Origin of the sequence: Streptococcus sp. DFI.7.26 (assembly GCF_022240605.1) — a bacterium.
Taxonomy (GTDB): domain Bacteria; phylum Bacillota; class Bacilli; order Lactobacillales; family Streptococcaceae; genus Streptococcus; species Streptococcus xiaochunlingii.
Window position 1 is genome coordinate 35,860 of sequence record NZ_JAKOGN010000002.1, and the last position, 21,670, is coordinate 57,529.

At 41.7% G+C, this 21,670-nt stretch carries 17 protein-coding genes; 8 read left to right on the plus strand and 9 right to left on the minus strand.

Translation table 11 applies throughout. From position 1 onward, the window contains the following. Positions 1-6: 6 nt before the first annotated feature. A protein-coding gene (prfB, locus tag L0M85_RS02765) for a peptide chain release factor 2 (RefSeq protein WP_129821903.1) occupies positions 7-1,102 on the minus strand; the annotation gives its coding sequence in 2 pieces (ribosomal slippage) (positions 7-1,029 and positions 1,031-1,102; 1,095 coding nt in all). Between the two features lie 197 nt (positions 1,103-1,299). On the opposite strand from prfB, the gene L0M85_RS02770 reads away from it, so the two are divergent. Beyond that, positions 1,300-2,157: a metallophosphoesterase gene (locus L0M85_RS02770; RefSeq protein ID WP_048688711.1), complete on the plus strand. Its 858-nt coding sequence runs from the start codon at positions 1,300-1,302 to the stop codon at positions 2,155-2,157. A 56-nt stretch (positions 2,158-2,213) separates the two neighbouring features. Here the strand turns inward: L0M85_RS02770 and L0M85_RS02775 are convergent, their stop codons facing one another. The 3 genes from L0M85_RS02775 to L0M85_RS02785 form a co-directional block, all read right to left on the minus strand. Further along, positions 2,214-2,882, minus strand: a complete 669-nt coding sequence (locus tag L0M85_RS02775; protein WP_048688708.1) for an MIP family channel protein — start codon at positions 2,880-2,882, stop codon at positions 2,214-2,216. 123 nt (positions 2,883-3,005) lie between these two features. After that, positions 3,006-5,690: a cation-translocating P-type ATPase gene (locus tag L0M85_RS02780; RefSeq protein WP_238656436.1), complete on the minus strand. Its 2,685-nt coding sequence runs from the start codon at positions 5,688-5,690 to the stop codon at positions 3,006-3,008. Positions 5,691-5,883: 193 nt separating this feature from the next. Then, positions 5,884-6,267 (minus strand): DUF1934 domain-containing protein, encoded by a 384-nt coding sequence (locus L0M85_RS02785; RefSeq protein ID WP_238656437.1) that lies wholly within the window; start codon positions 6,265-6,267, stop codon positions 5,884-5,886. A 110-nt stretch (positions 6,268-6,377) separates the two neighbouring features. Between L0M85_RS02785 and L0M85_RS02790 the strand changes: the two genes are divergently transcribed. Genes L0M85_RS02790 through L0M85_RS02805 form a run of 4 tightly spaced genes read left to right on the plus strand, consistent with a single transcriptional unit; the run spans position 6,378 to position 10,885 of the window. After that, the gene (locus L0M85_RS02790) at positions 6,378-7,688 is read left to right on the plus strand and encodes an HD domain-containing protein (RefSeq protein WP_048688696.1); all 1,311 of its coding nucleotides are present in this window, start codon (positions 6,378-6,380) and stop codon (positions 7,686-7,688) included. Next, on the plus strand, positions 7,678-8,487 hold the full coding sequence (yidA, locus tag L0M85_RS02795) for a sugar-phosphatase (protein WP_238656438.1): 810 nt from the start codon (positions 7,678-7,680) through the stop codon (positions 8,485-8,487). Before L0M85_RS02790 ends, yidA begins: the two co-directional genes overlap by 11 nt. After that, positions 8,487-9,701 carry an aminoacyltransferase gene (locus L0M85_RS02800; protein ID WP_140814169.1) on the plus strand — a complete coding sequence of 405 codons (1,215 nt, stop codon included), beginning with the start codon at positions 8,487-8,489 and terminating at the stop codon, positions 9,699-9,701. Before yidA ends, L0M85_RS02800 begins: the two co-directional genes overlap by 1 nt. A gap of 8 nt (positions 9,702-9,709) precedes the next feature. Continuing rightward, positions 9,710-10,885, plus strand: coding sequence for an aminoacyltransferase (locus tag L0M85_RS02805; protein ID WP_140814170.1), 1,176 nt, complete (start codon positions 9,710-9,712; stop codon positions 10,883-10,885). Between the two features lie 234 nt (positions 10,886-11,119). On the opposite strand, the gene tpiA is transcribed toward L0M85_RS02805, so the two are convergent. The 4 genes from tpiA to L0M85_RS02825 all read right to left on the minus strand — a co-directional run bounded on the left by tpiA (position 11,120) and on the right by L0M85_RS02825 (position 17,643). Beyond that, positions 11,120-11,878 carry a triose-phosphate isomerase gene (gene tpiA / locus L0M85_RS02810; protein WP_006595928.1) on the minus strand — a complete coding sequence of 253 codons (759 nt, stop codon included), beginning with the start codon at positions 11,876-11,878 and terminating at the stop codon, positions 11,120-11,122. A 163-nt stretch (positions 11,879-12,041) separates the two neighbouring features. After that, on the minus strand, positions 12,042-13,238 hold the full coding sequence (gene tuf, locus L0M85_RS02815; protein WP_048689446.1) for an elongation factor Tu: 1,197 nt from the start codon (positions 13,236-13,238) through the stop codon (positions 12,042-12,044). A gap of 312 nt (positions 13,239-13,550) precedes the next feature. Then, positions 13,551-16,376 (minus strand): phosphoenolpyruvate carboxylase, encoded by a 2,826-nt coding sequence (ppc, locus tag L0M85_RS02820; protein ID WP_140814171.1) that lies wholly within the window; start codon positions 16,374-16,376, stop codon positions 13,551-13,553. A 28-nt stretch (positions 16,377-16,404) separates the two neighbouring features. Further along, a complete protein-coding gene (locus L0M85_RS02825) occupies positions 16,405-17,643 on the minus strand; it encodes an FtsW/RodA/SpoVE family cell cycle protein (RefSeq protein WP_061564188.1) in 1,239 nt (412 codons plus the stop codon). Between the two features lie 256 nt (positions 17,644-17,899). On the opposite strand from L0M85_RS02825, the gene L0M85_RS02830 reads away from it, so the two are divergent. From L0M85_RS02830 to L0M85_RS02840, 3 genes are all read left to right on the plus strand, one after another. Then, positions 17,900-18,763, plus strand: a complete 864-nt coding sequence (locus L0M85_RS02830; protein WP_048789341.1) for a GH25 family lysozyme — start codon at positions 17,900-17,902, stop codon at positions 18,761-18,763. Between the two features lie 86 nt (positions 18,764-18,849). Continuing rightward, on the plus strand, positions 18,850-19,323 hold the full coding sequence (locus L0M85_RS02835; RefSeq protein WP_048689458.1) for an aminoacyl-tRNA deacylase: 474 nt from the start codon (positions 18,850-18,852) through the stop codon (positions 19,321-19,323). Between the two features lie 14 nt (positions 19,324-19,337). Beyond that, positions 19,338-19,961 (plus strand): histidine phosphatase family protein, encoded by a 624-nt coding sequence (locus tag L0M85_RS02840; RefSeq protein ID WP_140814173.1) that lies wholly within the window; start codon positions 19,338-19,340, stop codon positions 19,959-19,961. Positions 19,962-19,997: 36 nt separating this feature from the next. Here L0M85_RS02840 and lysS read toward each other — a convergent pair whose 3' ends face one another. Further along, positions 19,998-21,488, minus strand: a complete 1,491-nt coding sequence (gene lysS / locus L0M85_RS02845) for a lysine--tRNA ligase (RefSeq protein ID WP_061564191.1) — start codon at positions 21,486-21,488, stop codon at positions 19,998-20,000. Positions 21,489-21,670: the final 182 nt, after the last annotated feature.

Below are 21,670 nucleotides of genomic sequence, written 5' to 3' on the forward strand. Positions count from 1 at the left end.
AGGACTTTAATTGAGACGCCATTTTAAATAGGCATCAATAAAGCCATCAATATCTCCGTCCATTACTTTATCAACTTGGGCCACTTCATAGCTTGTACGGTGATCCTTCACCATGGTATATGGTGTAAAGACGTAGGAGCGAATCTGACTTCCCCAGGTAATTTCTTTTTTATCACCCTTTAAGGAGTCCACTTCAGCTGCCTTCTTTTCTTGCTCCAATTGATAAAGTTTCGCCTGCAACATTTTCATTGCACGGTCACGGTTTCCGTACTGAGTCCGGTCAACCGTCGAAGCCACCACAATCCCTGTTGGGATGTGGGTCAAACGAACACCTGTAGAAACCTTGTTGACATTTTGTCCACCAGCTCCACCCGAACGGAAGGTATCCATCTTGATATCATCATCTCGGACTTCCACTTCAATGGTATCATCCAATTCTGGCATCACTTCAACCGACGTGAAGGATGTATGGCGACGTTTAGCTGAGTCGAATGGCGAAATCCGTACCAAACGGTGAACGCCCATTTCAGATTTCAACAAGCCATAGGCATGTGGTCCTTCGAAAGACAAGGTAACGGATTTAATCCCAGCCTCGTCTCCTGCCTGGTAGTCCAAGACTTCCACCTTGAAGCCATGAGCATTTCCGAAGCGGGTATACATCCGAAGAAGCATATCTCCCCAGTCCTGAGCCTCAGTACCACCAGAGCCCGGATGGATTTCCAAGATTGCATTATTATTATCATAGGGTTCTGATAAGAGAAGCGTCATTTCATAACTGGTCATCATCTTATCCAACTCTGTCAACTTCTCTTCTAGCTCTTCGTGAACGGATTCATCTTCAGAGAGAAACTCAAGAAGGATTTCGGATTCATCAAACAAGTCTGTCATTTGATGGAAATTCTCATAGGTTTGTTTCAACTCATTTAATTCTTGGGATGTTTTTTGCGCCGCAATATTATCATCCCAAAAATCAGGTTCTGTCATTTTGTTTTCCAAAATGGCAATTTCTTCTTCCAGACCCTCTAAGTCAAAGAGACCCCCTGAAAGAAGCTAATTTTTCACGATTCGCGTCAATTTTCTGACGGATTTCTGAAATATCCATAAGTACCTCTTTCTAAGTATCAGTCTATTATACCACAAACCCCGTCATTTGCACATAGTAAGAGATAGTAAGAATGGTTTACCTTACAAAAATCGCATAGAACCAAGCTGTTGTCACCTTCTTTGTTACATAATTGTTAGATTTGTTACATGTTGGTTAACTTTCTTTTTCTTATCAACTTATGATACACTAGTGATATGACACGTATTGGTTTTATGAGTGACCTGCACCTGGATTCCAATCAGTTTGGCGAGACCGAACGCATGCAACTCCATCAGGTCCTACAAGAAGAACAAATTGATCACCTTCATCTAGCTGGCGACATTTCCAATGACTTTAAACAGATAAGCCTTCCCTTCATTCAGGACCTCCAAAGACAGCTTCCTGTCTCCTTTAACCTGGGCAATCACGATATGCTATTTCTTTCAGAAGAAGAAATCAAGCAGTATGATTTTCAGGTCCAGACCTTTGGGGACAGCCATTTAGTATCTCTTGCTGGATGGTACGATTATAGCTTTGTCCCTGAAAAGAGTAAGGAAGCCCACTTGCGTACCAAGAATACTTTCTGGTTTGATCGAAGATTGGAACGTCCTTTAGATGATCCAAGGATCACGCAAGAAGTTCTCTTCCGATTAGATCAGCTCCTCGCTTCTTTAGATGGTAGAATCATCGTCGCTCTTCACTTTGTCCCCCACAAGGACTTTCTCGTTAGCCACCCCTACTTTCAGAAATTTAATGCCTTCTTAGGTAGTCAAGCTTTTCACGATCACTTTGTAAAGCACGAGGTAGCGGATGTCGTCTTCGGACACTTGCATCATCGCCATCCTTCCAGAGCCATCGATAACATCCATTATCACATGCGACCTCTTGGCTATATTCGCGAATGGCAACTGACAGAAGAGTTTTTCAAGGCCTATCCACAGTACAAGATCCCTCACATGTATCGTCTTCATAAACGCTACAACGCTGTGAAAAATTTACCTGAATTTCATCAATACAAAAGACAGCAGTTAGCAAGCGAATTTCGTCAGGCTTTAACCATCCTTGACTGCTAAAAAGAAAAAGATTTCGACCCCATAGGGAATCGAAATCTTTTTTTCGTTAAAATAGCTTAAGCTTCAGTTTCAAGGAGATTCTTTGCAACAAGCGCTGCCAAGACACCACCAACGATTGGAGCAAGGATAAAGATCCAAATTTGTTGGAGGGCTGCACCACCTACAAAGAGTGCAGGAGCCAAGCTACGAGCTGGGTTAACAGAAAGACCTGTAATGTTCAAACCAACAAGAATGATCAAGGTCAAGCTCAAACCGATCACAAGACCAGCGATTTTCCCGTTTCCTTTAGAAGCTGATGTCACTGTCATGATGACCAAGATAAAGATAAAGGACGCAATCACTTCAAACAAGAAACCGCCAAATGGAGTCACTCCTTTAGCCAAGGCATTTTCACCAAGACTAGCGGTTGCCATACCGGAATTGGACAAAAGGAAGAAGACAGAAGCAGTTGCAAGGAAAGCTCCTACTACTTGCGCTACAATGTAGTTGACTAAGTCTTTTGAAGACAAGCGTTTGTTGACAAACATAGCAATCGAAACAGCAGGATTCAAGTGAGCACCAGAAACAGTCCCAATAGAGTATGCAGCTGCGACAATTGACAAACCAAATGCCAAGGCAATTCCTAAATGCCCAAGACCTTCAGTCCCATTTCCAAAAACAACCGCGCCAGTCCCGATAAAGACAAGCATAAATGTGCCGATTACTTCAGCAAAAAACTTTTTCATAATATAAATTTCCTTTCTTCAAACTGTTGTCTAGTTTATCAAAAATCCAGTCTGGGCTCAAGAAATATGCCCAGACATCTCTGCACACAAAAAAGCCATCCGAAGATGACTTTTGATATGCGTTTAAATAGCGTTTTTATCTTTTCCAAGTGCTCGTTGGATTGCTTTGACAATCTCAACAAGGACTACAATCATAAGGGCACCTACAGCGACCACCATCCATTGAGTCAAACTCAAATGTGACACGTGGAAGAGATTATTAAATCCAGGAACCAAAATTGTCACCACAAAGAGAACAAAGGCAACTGGGATAGACCAGTTAAAGGTCTTGTTGGTAAAGAGTCCCACTTTAAAGATCGATTGGTAAACCGACTTAACGTTAAAGGCATGGAGCAATTGGATCAAACCGAGAGTTGCAAAAGCCATGGTAAGGGCATCCGCATGGATTTCAGTATGACTTTGGTGCTCTGGGAAGAGAAGAGCCCAACCATAAACACCTAAAACTAGCATCGTTTGGAAGATCCCTTGATAAATGATAGCTCCGAAGACACCGCCATCAAAGAAGTTAGACTTACGGCCACGAGGCTTGTGGGTCATGACACCTGGTTCAGCTGGTTCCACACCAAGGGCGATGGCTGGTAGCGTATCTGTTACCAGGTTAATCCATAGCAAATGCACTGGTTGAAGCACATCCCAACCTAACAATGTTGCAAAGAAGATGGTGAAAACTTCAGCCATATTGGCAGACAAGAGGTATTGGATTGATTTTTGGATATTTGAGAAGACCTTACGTCCTTCTTCTACCGCTACGATAATAGTGGCGAAGTTATCATCGGCAAGGACCATGTCAGAAGCACCCTTAGAAACCTCTGTACCTGTAATCCCCATACCGATACCGATATCAGCTGTTTTAAGCGATGGCGCATCGTTAACCCCGTCACCAGTCATGGCAACAACTTTACCTTCTTTTTGCCATGCTTTTACGATCCGAACCTTGTGTTCAGGTGATACACGTGCGTATACAGAGAATTGCTTGAAGACTTTTTGGAATTCTTCATCAGTGAGTTCATTCAACTCAGCACCTGTGAAGACATGGTCTTCTGTATCATTTGGATCAATGATTCCAAGACGTTTGGCAATAGCTTCTGCTGTATCTTGGTGGTCACCCGTAATCATGATCGGACGGATACCTGCTTCTTTAGCGACACGTACAGCTTCTGCAGCTTCTGGACGCTCAGGGTCAATCATGCCGACCAAACCAGAGAAGATGAGGTCAGACTCAACAATTTCAGATTCCAAGGTTGGGATTTCCTTGCTTGTCTTATAAGCCATCATCAAGACACGAAGGGCTTGTTTGGCCAAGTCTTTGTTGGTTGCAAGAATAGCTTTCTTGTCTTCTTCTGTGATGGAACGAACTTCCCCATTAACTTCAATACGCGTCACACGTTTGAGCAATTGGTCAGGCGCACCCTTAACAGCGATAAAGTAAGAACCGTCCGCTTCCTTATGGATGGTTGACATAAGCTTACGGTCTGAATCAAATGGCAATTCAGCCACACGTGGCTCATCCTTCAAGGCTTCACGGACATCAAAGTTGTGGTCCAAACCAAACTGAACAAGAGCTGTCTCAGTTGGGTCCCCAATCAATTTACCAGATGGGTCCACCTTGGTATCGTTGGCAAAGTTCATGATGCGAAGAGTATTGTTGTTTGCAGCAATCTCAGCTGCAGAGCTTTGCAATTGACCATTGGTATAAACTTTTTCAACCGTCATTTGGTTCATGGTCAAAGTACCTGTTTTATCAGATGCGATGATTTCTGTTGAACCAAGCGTTTCAACCGCTGGCAATTTGCGGACAATCGAATTACGTTTGGCAAGGGTTGTTGTTCCCAAAGAGAGAACGATGGTTACAATGGCAGGAAGACCTTCTGGAATCGCCGCAACCGCAAGGGCTACCGCAACCATCAAGCCTTCCAACGGATGTTCACCACGAACGAATACACCAACCAAGAAAGTGATAATCGCAATCACAACGATTAAGTAAGTCAAGGCTTTAGATAATTGTTCCAAGCTTTGCTTCAATGGTGTTTCTGTCTCATCGGCATTAGCCAACATATCCGCAATCTTACCAACTTCAGTATACATACCAGTGTTAGTCACGACGCCAATACCACGACCGTAAGTTACGTTTGAGTTTTGGTAACCCATATTGACACGATCACCGATACCAGCATCTGCTTCAACAAGTCCTGTCACATCTTTTTCAACTGGGACAGATTCCCCTGTAAGGGCTGCTTCTTCGATTTTAAGAGAAGCTGCTTCAAACAAGCGCATATCAGCTGGAACGACATCTCCTGCTTCAAGTAAGACGATGTCCCCAGGTACTAGTTCTTTCGAGTCAATCTCAATGACATGACCATCACGACGAACACGGGCCATGGGGCTAGACATATTTTTCAGAGCTTCAATGGCTGCTTCTGCTTGCCCTTCTTGGTAAACCCCAAAGGCAGCATTCAAGACAACAACGGCCAAGATGATAATAGCATCCGTTAGACCGTCCATTCCTTCTGTAATCACAGAAAGTGCTGCTGCCGCAAGCAAGATGATAATCATCAAATCCTTAAATTGATCAAGGAATTTAGCTAGTAGGCTACGTTTCTCACCCTCTTCCAACTCATTACGACCATAAGTCGCTAAGCGTTCTTGAGCTTGAGCAGTTGACAAACCTTCGATCGATGAGTCCAAGTTCTTTAGGACTTCTTCTGAGGTTTGTGTGTAAAACAAGTCTTTATTTTGTTCTTTTGACAAAACAGTCTCCTCCTTTTTGGCCTCTTTTTACAAAAAAAGAGACCTGTTTTTTAAAAAAACAAGTCTCGCTGTTTAATATAGTGCCGGAAATAATTCGTAATGACGACACTATCGCGGTTAACCGCCAGCTACTCCCTTGAGTGGTTTCATTATACCACAACTCATGAAAAAATCAAGAAAAACTACTGATAAACTAGTCTTCCCATGTTAATTCTAAGCGATAGGTCGCAAACTGTTGACTTTCATCCGCCGTCAATAACTGATAGGACAAACCAAGCTTATTTTGCTCCAATGTATATTCCTTGGTATCAATCACAAATTGCTGCATACCTAGGGGAGTCGGAATGAGCGCATGGCCTTTCTCTGAAGCCATAAATTTCATGATAGATTTTGGCGTTGAAAAGCGCGTCATGGTCAATTCTTGATCATGAAATTTCAAAGCGACTTTTTCTCCTTCTTCGTTGACGTAAAGCAGATAGTGATAGCCACCCTTTTCCTTCCATTCCCCTTCGTAATATTGATCCATCACTTCGAGTTGATCATCAAATTGAATCTGATTTTGTATTCTAATTTTCAAAAGTTCCCATCCTTTCCCTCTTTCCTTTATTTTACCAAAAACTTCTTTCTTTTTCCTATTGCAACCATCTCTCGATACCAATTTAGGCCGTTTTCTGCTATAATAGAGGCATGAATGAAAAAGTATTTCGGGATCCCGTGCACAACTATATCCACGTGGATCACCCAGTCATTTACAAGCTCATTAATACAAAAGAATTTCAACGACTACGTCGCATCAAACAGTTGGGAACCTCTGGGTTTACCTTTCATGGGGGCGAGCATAGTCGTTTTTCGCACTGTCTAGGAGCCTACGAAATTGCTCGTCGTATCTTATCTATCTTTGATGAGAAATACACCGACCAATGGGACTCGAGTGAATCCCTCCTTACCATGGTTGCCGCCTTGCTCCATGACATTGGACATGGGGCCTATTCACATACCTTTGAAGGACTATTTGATACAGATCATGAAAAAATGACCCAGGAAATCATTACCTGTCCTGAAACGGAAATCTACCAGATTTTAATTCAAGTAGCTCCAGATTTCCCTCAAAAGGTAGCCAGTGTTATCGACCACACCTACCCTAATAAACAAGTGGTGCAGTTAATTTCTAGTCAGATTGATGTCGATCGCATGGATTACCTTCTTCGAGACGCCTACTTTACTGGAGCTTCCTACGGAAACTTTGATTTAACTCGTATATTGCGTGTTATTCGTCCAGTAGAAAATGGGATTGCCTTTCAGGTCAATGGGATGCATGCGGTTGAAGATTATGTTGTTTCTCGTTACCAAATGTATATGCAGGTCTACTTTCACCCAGCCACTAGAGCAATGGAAGTCCTATTGCAAAACCTACTCAAGCGAGCACGTCATCTCTATGCTACGCACAAGGAGTTCTTTCACGCGACTTCACCTCGCTTGATTCCATTCTTTGAACACCAAGTGAACCTTGCCGATTACTTGGCTTTGGACGACGGCGTCATGAATACCTATTTTCAATCTTGGATGGAGAGTCCTGATTCTGTTCTCTCTGATTTGGCCCAGCGTTTTATCAATCGCAAGGTTTTCAAATCCATTCTCTTTCAAGATAAGGATGAAAAACAATTAGCTGCTCTCAAACAACTGATTCAAGAGGTTGGTTTTGATCCGATCTATTATACAGCTATCCATCGAAACTTTGACCTTCCTTACGACGTTTACCGACCAGATTCAGAAAAACCTCGTACTCAAATTGAGATCATCCAAAAGGATGGTAAATTAGCTGAGCTATCCTTACTCTCTCCTATCGTTGCTTCCTTAGCTGGTAGTAGACAAGGGGATAACCGCTTCTATTTCCCGAAAGAAATGTTGCTTGAAAATAGCTTGTTTACACCTCAACTACAATTATTCCAGTCCTATATTATTAACGATACCTTCACAGGAGAGAAACATGAACATTAAACTTGTTGCCTTGGATATCGATGGAACCCTTTTAACGTCTGACAGCCAAGTAACCCCCGAAGTTTTCCAGGCTATCCAAGATGCCAAAGCTCAAGGGGTTCATGTTGTCTTAGCAACTGGTCGTCCTCGTTCTGGTGTCCTTCGATTGTTGGAGGAACTTCATTTGGATCAAGCAGGTGACCTCGTCATCACCTTCAATGGGGGACTGATTCAAGACGCCCACACTGGTGAAACTCTCTATGAAGAACACCTCTCCTACAACGATTATTTGGATATTGAAGCGCTAGCTCGTAAGTTGGCTGTTCCTATGCACGCTAGTACCAAGTCTGGCATTTATACAGCTAATCGTAACATTGGTACCTATACCGTCCATGAAGCCAAATTGGTCCACTCTGATCTTTTCTACCGGACTCCAGAAGAAATGAAGCAGCATACGGTTCTCAAGTGTATGTATGTCGACGAACCGGAAGTCTTAGAAGGAATCATCTCCTCTATTCCAGATAGTTTTTACGACCGTTTTACGATTGTGCGTTCCGCACCTTTTTACCTTGAAATCTTGCCTAAAACAGTTGATAAAGGCCGGGCGCTCTTACACTTAGCGTCTAAGTTACACTTAAGTCCAGACCAAGTGATGGCGGTCGGCGATCAAGAAAACGACCAGGCCATGCTAGAAGTTGCTGGCTTCCCAGTCGCGATGGACAACGCTAGTCCTGAATTAAAAAAGATTGCGAAAGTTGTTACGCGATCCAACGATGAGTCGGGTGTTGCTTACGCCCTTAGAAAGTGGGTACTCCATTAATGTATACTTACAAAATCGGCATTACTGCCGAAGAACATGATGAATTCGTTAAAACTAGCCCCCAAACCAATTTGCTTCAGAGCGCCGATTGGGCAAAAATCAAGGACAACTGGGGCAATGAGCGCCTTGGCGTTTACCAAGATCACAAACTAGTCGCTGTCGCAAGTATTTTAATCCAGCCACTTCCACTTGGTTTTACCATGCTCTATATCCCACGTGGACCTATTATGGATTACCAAAATAGCGAATTAGTAGCCTTCATGCTCCAATCCATCAAAACTTATGCTAAAAGCAAGCATGCTGTCTTTGCCAAGTTTGATCCCTCTCTTTTCCTAAGAAAAGGATTAATCGGCCAAGAAACAAGTGATCAAGAGGCCACTTTAGCGATTATCCAATCCTTAAAAGAATGTGGAGCGGAATGGGTTGGACGGACAGAAGACATGGGAGAAACTATTCAACCACGTTTCCAGGCCAATATCTACAAGGAATACTTCACTGAGGACCAACTGTCCAAATCCACCAAGCAAGCCATTCGGACTGCTCGAAATAAAGGTGTCGAAGTCATCTTTGGAGGCACTGAACTCTTAGACGAATTTGCAGCTCTGATGAAAAAGACAGAAGCACGAAAAGGCATCCATCTTCGTGGAAGAGACTATTATGAGAAACTGCTAACAACCTATGCAGGACAATCTTATATCACTCTATCAAGAATTAACTTGGCTCAACGTCTTGCTTCACTCAAAGAACAGCTGGAAAAAAACCAAGCCGAAGCTAGTCGTTTTAACGAAAAAACAAAACCAGGCAAGATCGATAATAACCGTCAAGAAAAAGAACGCTTAGAAGAAGAAATCCAATTTCTCCATCAAGAGCTAAAAGCAGGCCAAGAGATTGTTTCTCTTTCTGGAACTTTAACTCTTGAATTTGGAGGCACTTCAGAGAATGTCTACGCAGGAATGGATGAGAACTTCCGCCGCTATCAACCAGCTATTTTGACTTGGTATGAAACAGCCCAGCATGCCTTTGACCGTGGAGCTACTTGGCAAAATATGGGAGGAGTTGAGAACCAGTTAGATGGAGGACTCTACCACTTCAAGTCAAAATTTAATCCAATGATCGAAGAATTTGTTGGCGAATTCAACCTCCCAACTAGCATGCTATATCCCCTTGTTAACAAGGCCTATCAATTACGAAAAAAACTAAGAAATAAACAGTAAGGTGACCTATGACATTCAAGATTATTAGTAGGGAAGATTTTTACCAACACTCTCTTACTACTTCCAATCACTCTTTTTTACAGAGTATTGAAATGGCTGATTTGCTTCATAAAAGAGGCGCAACCATTCACTATATTGGATGGGAAGAGCAAGGAACATTAGCTATCTCTGCCATTTTATACAGCCTACCTATGACGGGAGGCCTGCATTTCGAAATCAATAGCGGGCCAATCGTTACAGATACTCGTTACCTACCAGATTTTTACAAAGCAGTACAGGCTTATGTAAAAGAAAATGGTGGCATCGAATTCATTTTAAAACCCTATGACCACTATCAAGTTTTCGATAGCAATGGCAATCCGACTGAAGAAGAGCAAAAACAGCTTCTCCAATCATTACTGGATCTTGGCTATCAATTTGATGGCTTACAAGTTGGCTATCCTGGAGGAGAGCCTGTTTGGCATTATCTGAAGGACCTCACTAATTTCGATGCCAAATCTCTCCTAAAATCCTTCAATAAGAACTGTAGCCGGAATATCACGACTGCCCTCAACTATGATATTTCCATTCGAAATATTAGGAGAGAGGAAATCCCTCAGTTTAAACAAATTATTGAGGAAACTGGAAAACGTCAAGGCTTTGAAGACAAGAGTCTGAACTACTACTACGATCTCTATGATACCTTTGGAGATAAGGCAGAATTTCTCATTGCTGAAATCAATACAGCTGATGCACTCGCTTATTTAGACCAGAAGATTTCCTTGCTCAATCCTTCATCCAAACAATATGAGCAACAATTGCAAAAATTAGAGAAACAAAAGACAATTGTCCGGGAAACCTTGGCTAACGAAACAGTTGAAACAGTGCCCTTGGCCTGTGCCCTGATCATTTATAATCCATCAGAAGTGACCTATTTGTTTGGCGGTTCGTATACCAAATACCAGAAATTCTCTGCAGCCTTCTTGATTCAATACCATGCCATGAAGCGTGCCCTAGAAAAAGGAATCACCTTATACAATTTCCTAGGTATTCAAGGGGTCTTCGACGGCTCAGACGGCGTTCTTCGTTTCAAACAGAACTTTAATGGCTACGTAGTCCGTAAGATGGGAACCTTCCGTTATTACCCAAATCCTCTGAAATTCAAAGCCTTGTCCCTGATCAAACGAATCTTAGGACGCTCATAAAAAACAAAGAGGCTGGGACAAAAGAAGTCCTAGCCTCTCAATCGTCTTTGGATTGTCGAGCAAGACGCAGTGGTTGAGTGGGCTATATACGCTGATTTCATCAGCTTTTACAGCCCTACTCAACTGTGCGGAGGTGGGACAACGAAATCGAATTCTAACGAATTACCGATTTCTGTCCCACTCTCTTTTAATACAAGAAAAAGACGAGAAATCTCTCGTCTTATTCTTGTTCGATTAGTTTACGAAGTTCAACAATGCCAAGAAGCTTTCTGGATCAAGTGATGCACCACCAACAAGAGCTCCATCAACGTCTGGACAAGCCATGTATTCAGCAACGTTTTCAGGTTTCACTGAACCACCGTATTGGACACGTACTTTGTCAGCTACTTCTTGACCGAAGTCAGCAGCTACAACGTCACGAACCACTTTACACATTTTTTGTGCATCGTCTTGTGATGCAGATTTACCAGTACCAATCGCCCAGATTGGCTCATAAGCGATAACAGATGCAGCTACTTGCTCAGGAGTCAAACCAGCCAAAGCAGCAGATACTTGAGCACCTACGAATTCAGCCGCTTTACCAGCTTCGTAAGTTTCAAGACTTTCACCACAACAGATGATTGGAAGCAAACCATTAGCAAAGATAGCTTTTGCTTTTTTGTTGATGTCTTCGTCTGTTTCGTGGAAGTAATCACGACGTTCTGAGTGACCGATTACCACGTAGTCCGTACCGATTTCTTTCAAAACTTGTGGGCTAGTTTCACCAGTGAAGGCACCAGCGTTTTCAAAGTAACAGTTTTGAGCAGCAACTTTAAGGTTTGAACCTTTAGCAGCAGCAAGAACAGTTGTCAAGTCAAGTGCAGGAGCTGCAATCCCAGCTTCAACAAGATCAGATGAAGGAAGTTTTGATGCTACTGCTTCAACAAATGCTTTTGCTTCTTCTGGGTTTTTGTTCATTTTCCAGTTACCAGCAATAAATGGTTTACGTGACATTTCACATACCTCGTTTTTCTAATTTTATACTAACTATTTTACCATAATTTTCGTGATAATGAAAGGTTGCACAAACTCTTTTACTTTTTAAAACAATAAAAACCCCGTCTTCACGGGGTTTTCTGTCTGTCTATATAATTGTTAATCTGGGAACTAGATCGAATTAAGCTTCGATTTCAGTAACCATACCTGAACCAACAGTACGTCCACCTTCACGGATAGAGAATGTAGTACCTTGTTCAACGGCGATTGGGTGGATCAACTCAACGTCGATAGTCACGTTATCACCAGGCATTACCATTTCAGTACCTGCTGGAAGTTCGATAGATCCAGTTACGTCAGTTGTACGGAAGTAGAACTGTGGACGGTAGTTGTTGAAGAATGGAGTATGACGTCCACCTTCTTCTTTAGAAAGGATGTAAACTTCACCTTTAAATTTAGTGTGTGGGTTGATTGAACCTGGTTTAGCGATAACTTGTCCACGTTCGATTTCATCACGTTGGATACCACGAAGAAGCACACCAACGTTGTCCCCTGCAAGACCTTCGTCAAGTTGTTTACGGAACATTTCAACACCAGTAACAACCGCTTTTTGGATTTCTTCTTTAATACCAACGATTTCGATTTCGTCGTTGACTTTAACGATACCACGGTCGATACGTCCTGATGCTACAGTACCACGTCCAGTGATTGAGAATACGTCTTCGACTGGAAGAAGCAATGGCTTGTCAGTATCGCGTTCTGGTTCTGGGATGTACTCATCAACAGTGTTCATCAAGTCCATGATGATGTCTTCGTATTTAGCATCACCTTCAAGAGCTTTAAGAGCTGAACCTTGGATAACTGGAAGGTCATCACCTGGGAAATCGTATTCTGAAAGAAGGTCACGGATTTCCATTTCAACCAACTCAAGCAATTCTTCATCGTCAACCAAGTCAACTTTGTTCATGAAGACGATCAAGTGTTTAACACCAACCTGACGTGAAAGAAGGATGTGCTCACGAGTTTGTGGCATTGGTCCGTCAGTTGAAGCTACTACAAGGATAGCTCCGTCCATTTGAGCGGCACCAGTGATCATGTTTTTAACGTAGTCCGCGTGTCCTGGAGCGTCGATGTGAGCGTAGTGACGTTTTTCAGTTTCGTACTCAACGTGCGCAGTGTTGATAGTGATACCGCGTTCGCGTTCTTCTGGAGCAGCATCGATAGACGCATAGTCTTTAGGTTGGTTAACTGATGAAGGCAAGCGACGTGCCAAAACAGTTGTGATAGCTGCAGTTAGGGTAGTTTTACCGTGGTCAACGTGTCCGATAGTACCAATGTTAACGTGTGGTTTACTACGATCGTATTTTTCTTTTGCCATTTGAGTAAAAGCCTCCAATAAAATATATTTTATAGATAGACAGTAGGCAATACAGTCTAACTTTCCTTACTATTTTATCAAATTTCGTCTAAATTGCAAGTGTTTTACTAGCTTTTTTTCTTATTTCTTTTTTCTTAAAGGAATTTATCCAAATGAAAGTTTGTGAAATCTCCTTTCCACTTCTTTTTTGAAATAAACAGCTAGATATTTCATTATTTGTGACCTATTTTACGTGTTTTTTCACAATCATTTTCACTTTATTCCAGTAAAAAACCAATCCCTTTAATCGAGATTGGTTTTAAGGGTTCACGATTAACCAGAATTACGCAATCCTGTCGCGACACCATTGATCGTGATATGAATCAATTTGTCCTGATCAGTAGGCAATTCGCCACGTCTCTGGCGTTTAATTAATTCTAATTGAATATAGTTCAGAACATTAAAGTATGGCATACGATAATCTAAACTATCTTTTAGATAAGGGTTCTCAGCTAAGAGTTCATCATGACCTTCAATCTGTAAAATAACATCCTTAGTCAATTGCCACTCGTCCAGGATAATATTGAAGATGTCACGAACCTTCTCTTCCTCACACAGCTTGGCGTATTCAAAAGCAATGTTCATATTGGCTTTTGAGAGCACCATGTCTACGTTTGAAAGAAGAGACTTGAAGAATGGCCATTTTTGGTACATATAACGCAAGGTTTCAATGTTTTCAGGATCTGCATCAATAAATTCTTTAAAGCTAGACCCTACACCGTACCAACCAGGGAACATCACCCGGCTCTGTGACCATGAGAAGACCCAAGGAATGGCACGCAAGCCACCGATTTCTTTGATAGTCTTTCGGGCTGCTGGACGGGAACCAATATTGAAACTAGAAATAGCCTTAATCGGACTGGATTCGAAGAAGTAATCATAGAAATGGTCATTGCCAAACACCAGTTCACGATAAATATCGTAGCTACGATTGACAATCTGATCCATTATCTCATTGTACTGATCGGACATGCTCTTTTCACTCTTCTGCTTAGCAATCATCCGGTTAATCGTTGCAGATACCAACATTTCCAAGTTGTAATAAGCTGCATCCTTGTTCCCATATTTATTGCCAATAACCTCACCTTGCTCCGTCAAACGAATGCGGTCATTAATGGATCTCAATGGTTGGGAGGTGATGGCTTCATAAGTTGGACCGCCCCCACGACCAACTGTTCCACCACGGCCATGGAAGAAGGTAATCTTCACACCAAACTCGTCACCAATCGCTGTTAATTGTTGCTGGGCCTTATAAAGAGTCCAACAAGAAGATAGATAACCACCATCTTTGTTACTATCTGAATAACCAAGCATAATTTCTTGGTAGTTATTCTTAGAAGCAATCCAGCGTTTAGCAATTGGAAGTGATAGATACTTTCTCATTGTATCTTCAGATTGATCCAAGTCTTCGATGGTCTCAAAGAGGGGAACAATTTGCACACGTGCGCTTTCCTTGTCAATTAGTCCCACTTCTTTCAACATGATAGCCAACTCAAGCATATCCGATACACTGGTTGCGTGAGAAATAATGGTTTGGCGAATGACATCTTCTCCTAAGCGGTCTTTTAATTCACGCGCTGTTTGGAAAATAGCTAATTCTTTTTCAAGCAATTCTGATTTTTCTGCATGGGTAGCAGATAAAATCCGAGGATCTTCTAACAACTCTTGTAAAAGCAACTCGCACTTTTCGTCTTCTGACAAATCACTATAATGGTCATTGATTCCAGCTTCTTTGAGAAGTTCCGCAACACAGGCTTCATGGACACTCGAATCTTGACGCATATCGATCGAAGCCAAGAAGAATCCAAAGACTTCTACTGCTTCTAATAACTCAGCAAACTCACCTGAGATTAAAGCCTCTGCCTTATTTTCAATCAATGATTCTTGAATAAGGTTCAAATCCTGTTTAAATTCTTCAACTGTTTCGTAATAAGGAGGACGATCTTCTGCCAACTCTTGGATAGCTCCACTGATGCGATTACCAATATAATCAGAAACCACTCCTTGTTGATGGGTGTGAGCACCGAGAAGACGTTCAACCGGATGACGGTCATCTACTGTTGAGCCAACGACAGACCATTCCTTAATATTCAATAAGGTTTGGACCAACTTGGATTGAATATAATGGAAGGCCCGACGGTAAGGCTCCTTCTCTCTAAAGACAGATGTATCACTGGAACGGGCTGCCATCTCTTCAACCGCTTGACTGGTTTTTGAAAGATTGGTAGAGAGGGAGAAGTTCCGATAAAGACTAGAGATTTTCTGAATATAATAGTTCAGAATGACTTCACTTTGAATCGTAGCTGATCGCTTCAAGGTCTCTGCAGTTACAAAAGGATTCCCATCCCGGTCTCCACCGATCCACATTCCCATCGTAATCGGTTTGGGGTGTTGCAACTCAATCCCTTGCTCTTTGGCAAGACGTTTGTATTCCAACATTAAGTTGGGAACAGCCTGAAGGAAGGAGCTATTATAGTATTCCATGACGTTGGTAATCTCATTGGTTACCTTGAGTTTCTTTTCACGGATCATATCGGTTTGCATCATAATTTCAATATTACGACGCAAATTATTGTACCATTTGGTCTCGTTCATCAAGCCAGCTTTTACATCCCGGTGTTGGCGCAAAAGACTGTGAATGTGAGTGGTTAAGTCCAACATGGTTTTCCGTTGTACTTGAGTCGGATGAGCGGTCAATACCGGTACCACATTGAGGTGTTCCAAGATTTCCTGAGCATTTTCAGTCTCAGCCACCTGGCGAATGGTGGACGACAGTTTTCCAAGATAGTCTTGACCCACATTATTTTGATGATTGATTTCAAAAGCCAAATCGACATCTTCAGAGATATTAATCAACAAGGGGAGAATGGCAAAGTAGCGAGAAATCACGGTCATCTCTTCATTTGATAGCTCTTTGACAATTTGATCCAATTTTAAATAGTCTTTTGAAACAGATAGTTTTTTCAATTCAAGAATCTTATCAAAGGTTTCTGGACTCACCAAATTTTTAGCAATATCTTCTAAAATAGTGGTTAAAATCTCTGCTTCTTCTTTGATAATTTCTTTGTTGGTATAGCTCTCTAGTTTTTGTAAAGTCATGATAACTCCTTTCTTTACTCACACCGGTTTAGTAATAGCTTTGAATTTTCTGAGGCTTCTCGTAAGAAGGGGCCTCTTGAGTAGCTAGGGCGCGCTTTTCACTCGCATCAATATTCAAGACAAGGGCAATCGCAATGGATAAGACCCACAAACTATTTCCTCCTTGTGAAAGGAAGGGGAAGGTCACCCCTGTCGAAGGAATCAGCCCAGAAATCCCACCAATGTTGATGAAAGTTTGGGTCAGGAGCATCCCTCCTATACCAATCGCCATCATCGAATTAAAAGGATCTCTTGCCCGAATCCCGACAAGAATAATGCGCAAAATTAAGAAGAACAACAAGGCTAAGATGAGACTAGCTCCCACAAAACCAAGTTCTTCAATAACGATTGAAAAGACAAAGTCTGTATGAGCTTCTGGCAAGTACCCTTGCTTTTCAATCGAATTTCCAAGTCCAAGGCCAAACCAGCCCCCATTACTCATGGCGTAATAAGAATTGGCTAGTTGATGTCCCGAATCTGATAAATCATTAAAGGGGTTGTAAAAAGCACTGAATCGTTTCGCTACATATCCAAAGACAGGGATTTTAGAGAAACGCTCTACCCCGATAAGCTGAATAGAATAAAGAAGAACGGTTGAACCTCCTACTAGGATAGCTAATAGGCTTGAAAACCAGCGGTAAGCTATCCCACTTGCACTAATCATAATTAAGGTTGTCAGTGCAAGAATGGTCGCATTTCCTAAGTCTGGCATGATGACCACAATAGCAATCAGGAAGAGCACCATCCAACGCCAATCCGACAAATCTCGAGGAAGCCATTGATTGTGGGTTAACGCTTGGTAATCATATCGTTGAATTTCTTCTTGCTTTTTAGAGAAGACCAAGGCCAAGTACCAGACGATGATAATCTTCAAATACTCAGCTGGCTGAATAGAGAAACCTCCAAAACTCAACCATCCATGCGCACCATTCACCGTATCTGTGATGAAACGCGATAGCAAAAGAAGGATCGTCTCAGCTATAATGAAAATTCCGATGAAGCCCTTTTTCTTAAGGACATTTAATTTCACCTTATAGGTAATCAGAATAGTGATCAAACTTAGAACAAAAAAGATCCCCTGGCTTCTGATCATCCCGAAAGGACTAAGCCCTTTTTGGATGGCTAAGGCACTCGTTGTCGAGTAGACTACTATCAATCCCAATACTGACAAAAGGAGGTAAGGGATCAGGATCGAATAGTTTAAAAAATGACGTTTTTCTAATTTCATGTAACACCCATACTTCTAATTTTCAAATTTCATTATATCACCTTTCAATAGTAAAAAAAAGGAAAGACCAAATAAGATTCGGTTTTCACTTTCAAAAGATGATCAAACAAACCAGTCTGACTCTTATTTCTACTCCAACTATTGTGAGGAAGCAAAGAAAATCGATCCTCTGATTCACTATCATATCATCTTGTTTTTCCTGTTTTCAGGCCCTTTGTTTTGCCTTTTTCCGTCTTTTACGGTAAAATGATTCTGTATGAGAAAAAGGATTAAACCAATTGTCCTCTTTGTCTTTTTCGCAAGTATCTTTTCCTTTTTGGTAATTTCTAAAACAGTAGCAGATATCCAAAGAAATCAACTTGCTAAAAACAAGACCCTACAAGAGGCAAAGAACACCAATCAAACAAAAATCCCATCTTCCTCTTCTTCTGACTCAGTTGAAGAATTAGATCAAGAATTTTTGAATCGACCAATTATCGATATCTCTGGTTGGCAATTGCCAAGCGAGATTGATTATGATCTTTTAGCACAAAATGTTTCCGGAGTCATTGTTCGAGTTCATAGTGGAGCTCAAGCTAAAAAAGAAAATGCCGCGACTTATTTAAATGGAATAGACAAATCATACGAAACTCATATTAAAGAGTTTCAAAAACGAAATATTCCAGTTGCGGTATATGCTTACGTAGCTGCCAAGGACAAAAAAGAAATGGAAAAGGAAGCAGAAGAGTTCTATCAGGCATCCAAAAAATACAAACCAACCTATTATTGGCTGGATGTAGAAGAAAAAACGATGGGTGATATGAACGCTGGCGTGGAGGCCTTCCGTGCCAAGCTAGAATCATTGGGAGCCAAAAATATCGGAATCTATATCGGGACCTATTTCATGGAAGAACATAGTATCTCCACTGATAAATTTACCGCCCTCTGGATTCCAACTTATGGTCATGATGACGGCTACTACAATGCAGCACCATCTACTGATGACGAGTATGATCTTCATCAGTACACCTCTCAGGGACAATTGAATGGTTTCACCCACTACTTGGACTTGAACCAGATTGCTCCTACACAAAATCGAGAAAAAATCTACCGAAAACTATTTACTGTAGAAAAGAATTAAAAGAGGCAACTGCCTCTTTTTCTCTTGAACGGAAACTCAAATAGTATGATATAATGTTAGGAAATTAAGAGAAAGAGAAGAGTGAGATGGCAAAAAAACAAAAAGTAAAAAAAACATTGGTTGAACAAATACTGCAGAAAGCGAAAATCGACCATACAGGATTGCAAATCAATGCTCTTGAGGGAATCATCCCAGAAGGAATTACGACTGATCAAATCTATAAGACACTGGCTCTAACAGGTGATAAAACTGGTCCCGTCATTGGGATTGTTCCCATCTCTGCCCACTTATCCGAAAAAAAATTGGCTAAACTATCTGGCAATAAAAAAGTTAGTATGATTCCGCAAAAAGACTTAGAAAAGACGACGGGCTATGTTCATGGGGCCAATAATCCTGTTGGTATCCGACAAAAACACAACTACCCTATTTTTATTGACCAGTCTGCCCTGGAACTCGATCAGATGATTGTCTCTGCAGGTGAAGTTGGTCATAGCATTCAAATCAAGGCGCAAGATTTAGCTGATTTTGTCAAGGCTAGCTTCGAAGACTTAGTCGAGTAAAGGATAAAACCAATATGAAATTATATTTTGTCCGTCACGGACGTACTGAGTGGAATGAAGAGGGACGTATCCAAGGGGCAAATGGTGACTCTCCGATTTTAGAATCTTCCATCCAACAGTTAAAAGCCTTGGGCCAGCATTTATCTCAAACATACTTTGATGCAGCTTATTCAAGTGACTTGCCTAGAGCTGTCCATACTGCTCAAATCATTCTCGAGCAAAATCAACATCCTATCTCCCTCCAAGAGACTCCTGCTCTACGGGAATGGTGGCTTGGTAGGTTAGAAGGTAGAAAAATTGTGGAGTTGAAGGCTCTCTATCCGGAGGAAATGAAGGCCTTTCGTCATAATTTAGCTGAGTTTCACCACGATATTTTCGGAGCAGAATCCGTTGAAGAAACCACCCAACGGACCGAAAATTTTATCAAAAGTTTAAAAGACAAGTCTGGCGAGGCCATTCTAATCGTTGGCCATGGCGCTAATTTAACCGCTTCTATTCGGACTCTTCTAGGCTATAAACCAGAGGAACTCCGTAAAAATGGCGGACTCAATAATGCTAGTGTGACGATTCTAACAACAGATGATTTTGAGCACTATCACTTAGATACTTGGAATGATACTTCTTATTTAAAAGACTAAAAAACACTGATCTTGCGATCAGTGTTTTCTTTTATTTTATTTCATAGTTGGGAAGAGCAATACGTCACGGATAGTAGTCGTATCAGTAAGGAGCATGCAGAGACGGTCGATACCGATTCCCAATCCTCCTGTTGGTGGCATACCATATTCAAGAGCTTCTACATAATCGTAGTCAATTCCAGTTGCTTCGTCGTCTCCCAATTCTTTGGCGCGTGCCTGCGCTTCGAAACGTTCCAATTGGTCGATTGGATCGTTCAATTCTGTAAAGGCATTAGCATATTCCTTTGTCATGATGAAGAGCTCGAAACGATCTGTGAAACGAGGATCTTCGTCATTCTTCTTAGCCAATGGTGATACAGCTACAGGGTGTCCATAGACAAAGGTTGGTTGTGTCAAGGTTTCTTCCACATATTCTTCGAAGAAGGCATTGATAATATGCCCCACTTCAGTGTAGTGTTTTTCAACTGGCACATGTTTTTCTTTAGCAAGGGCTACTGCTTCTTCAAAGCTCATTTCCTGCCAGAAGTCAACACCAGCAATTTCCTTGATCGCATCCACCATGTGGACACGTTTGAATGGTTCATTGATCTTGATTTCAGTTCCCTGATAGTCAACTGGACCATCCCCATGAATGGCTTTCGCAGCATGTTGGATAATCCCTTCCGTCAAGTCCATAATATCTTGGTAGTCAGCGTAAGCTTGGTAGACTTCGATGGAAGTAAATTCTGGGTTGTGGGTAGCATCCATTCCTTCATTACGGAAGATACGTCCGATTTCATAGACGCGTTCCATCCCACCAACGATCAAGCGTTTCAAGTGAAGCTCGGTCGCAATCCGAAGTACCATGTCAATGTTTTGAGCATTATGGTGAGTGATAAACGGACGCGCAGATGCTCCACCAGCTTCATTGTGAAGAACAGGGGTTTCTACTTCAAGGAAGCCTTGACCATCCAAGTAACGACGGATTTCTGAAATGATTTTCGAACGGGTTACAAAGCGGTTAAAGCTTTCACGGTTCGAAATCAAATCCAAGTAGCGTTTGCGGTAGATGGTTTCCACATCAGACAAGCCATGGAATTTTTCAGGCAAGGGACGAAGGGCTTTAGACAAGTGTGTGATGTGAGTAGCTTTGATGGAAAGCTCACCCATATCGGTCCGCATCACTTCTCCTTCTACCCCAAGGAAATCTCCAAGGTCAGCCTTTTTGAAAATTTCATAATTTTCTTCACCGACCGCATCTTTACGAACGTAAATTTGGATTTGACCTTCACGGTCTTGAAGGTGGGCAAAGCCAACCTTCCCTTTCCCACGTTTGGTCACGAGACGGCCTGCAATAATGGCCGTTTCGTTCAAGTCATGAAGTTGTTCTTTATCTAATTCTGAATATTTTTCTTTCAATTGACCAGAATCTGCAGTTCGTTCGAATCGCTTTCCAAATGGGTCGATTCCTTGTTCACGAAGGGCCGCCATCTTTTCGCGACGGACAATCTGCTGGTCATTTAATTCTTCCATATGTTCAGTAGTCATTTGGAACCTCCTAAGTTATTCTCCCCTATTTTATCATATTTGACGGGGAAATACACTATTCTTGAGCAGGAAAAATGAAAAAAGGAATGGAAGGAAAGGGTTCCTTCCCCCTTTTCCATCACATTCCATTCATTCATAATCAAATTTTACTTCATCCGAGTCAAGCATGTAGGGCATCCATC

Excerpts from the sequence above, each read along its gene's own strand:
- L0M85_RS02835 (WP_048689458.1), top strand. The coding sequence starts at position 18,850 with ATGGCAAAAAAACAAAAAGTAAAAAAAACATTGGTTGAACAAATACTG.
- L0M85_RS02840 (WP_140814173.1), top strand. The coding sequence starts at position 19,338 with ATGAAATTATATTTTGTCCGTCACGGACGTACTGAGTGGAATGAAGAG.
- ppc (WP_140814171.1), bottom strand. The coding sequence starts at position 16,376 with ATGACTTTACAAAAACTAGAGAGCTATACCAACAAAGAAATTATCAAA.
- L0M85_RS02805 (WP_140814170.1), top strand. The coding sequence starts at position 9,710 with ATGACATTCAAGATTATTAGTAGGGAAGATTTTTACCAACACTCTCTT.
- yidA (WP_238656438.1), top strand. The coding sequence starts at position 7,678 with ATGAACATTAAACTTGTTGCCTTGGATATCGATGGAACCCTTTTAACG.
- L0M85_RS02775 (WP_048688708.1), bottom strand. The coding sequence starts at position 2,882 with ATGAAAAAGTTTTTTGCTGAAGTAATCGGCACATTTATGCTTGTCTTT.
- tpiA (WP_006595928.1), bottom strand. The coding sequence starts at position 11,878 with ATGTCACGTAAACCATTTATTGCTGGTAACTGGAAAATGAACAAAAAC.
- L0M85_RS02770 (WP_048688711.1), top strand. The coding sequence starts at position 1,300 with ATGACACGTATTGGTTTTATGAGTGACCTGCACCTGGATTCCAATCAG.
- L0M85_RS02825 (WP_061564188.1), bottom strand. The coding sequence starts at position 17,643 with ATGAAATTAGAAAAACGTCATTTTTTAAACTATTCGATCCTGATCCCT.
- tuf (WP_048689446.1), bottom strand. The coding sequence starts at position 13,238 with ATGGCAAAAGAAAAATACGATCGTAGTAAACCACACGTTAACATTGGT.
- L0M85_RS02800 (WP_140814169.1), top strand. The coding sequence starts at position 8,487 with ATGTATACTTACAAAATCGGCATTACTGCCGAAGAACATGATGAATTC.
- lysS (WP_061564191.1), bottom strand. The coding sequence starts at position 21,488 with ATGACTACTGAACATATGGAAGAATTAAATGACCAGCAGATTGTCCGT.
- L0M85_RS02790 (WP_048688696.1), top strand. The coding sequence starts at position 6,378 with ATGAATGAAAAAGTATTTCGGGATCCCGTGCACAACTATATCCACGTG.
- L0M85_RS02830 (WP_048789341.1), top strand. The coding sequence starts at position 17,900 with ATGAGAAAAAGGATTAAACCAATTGTCCTCTTTGTCTTTTTCGCAAGT.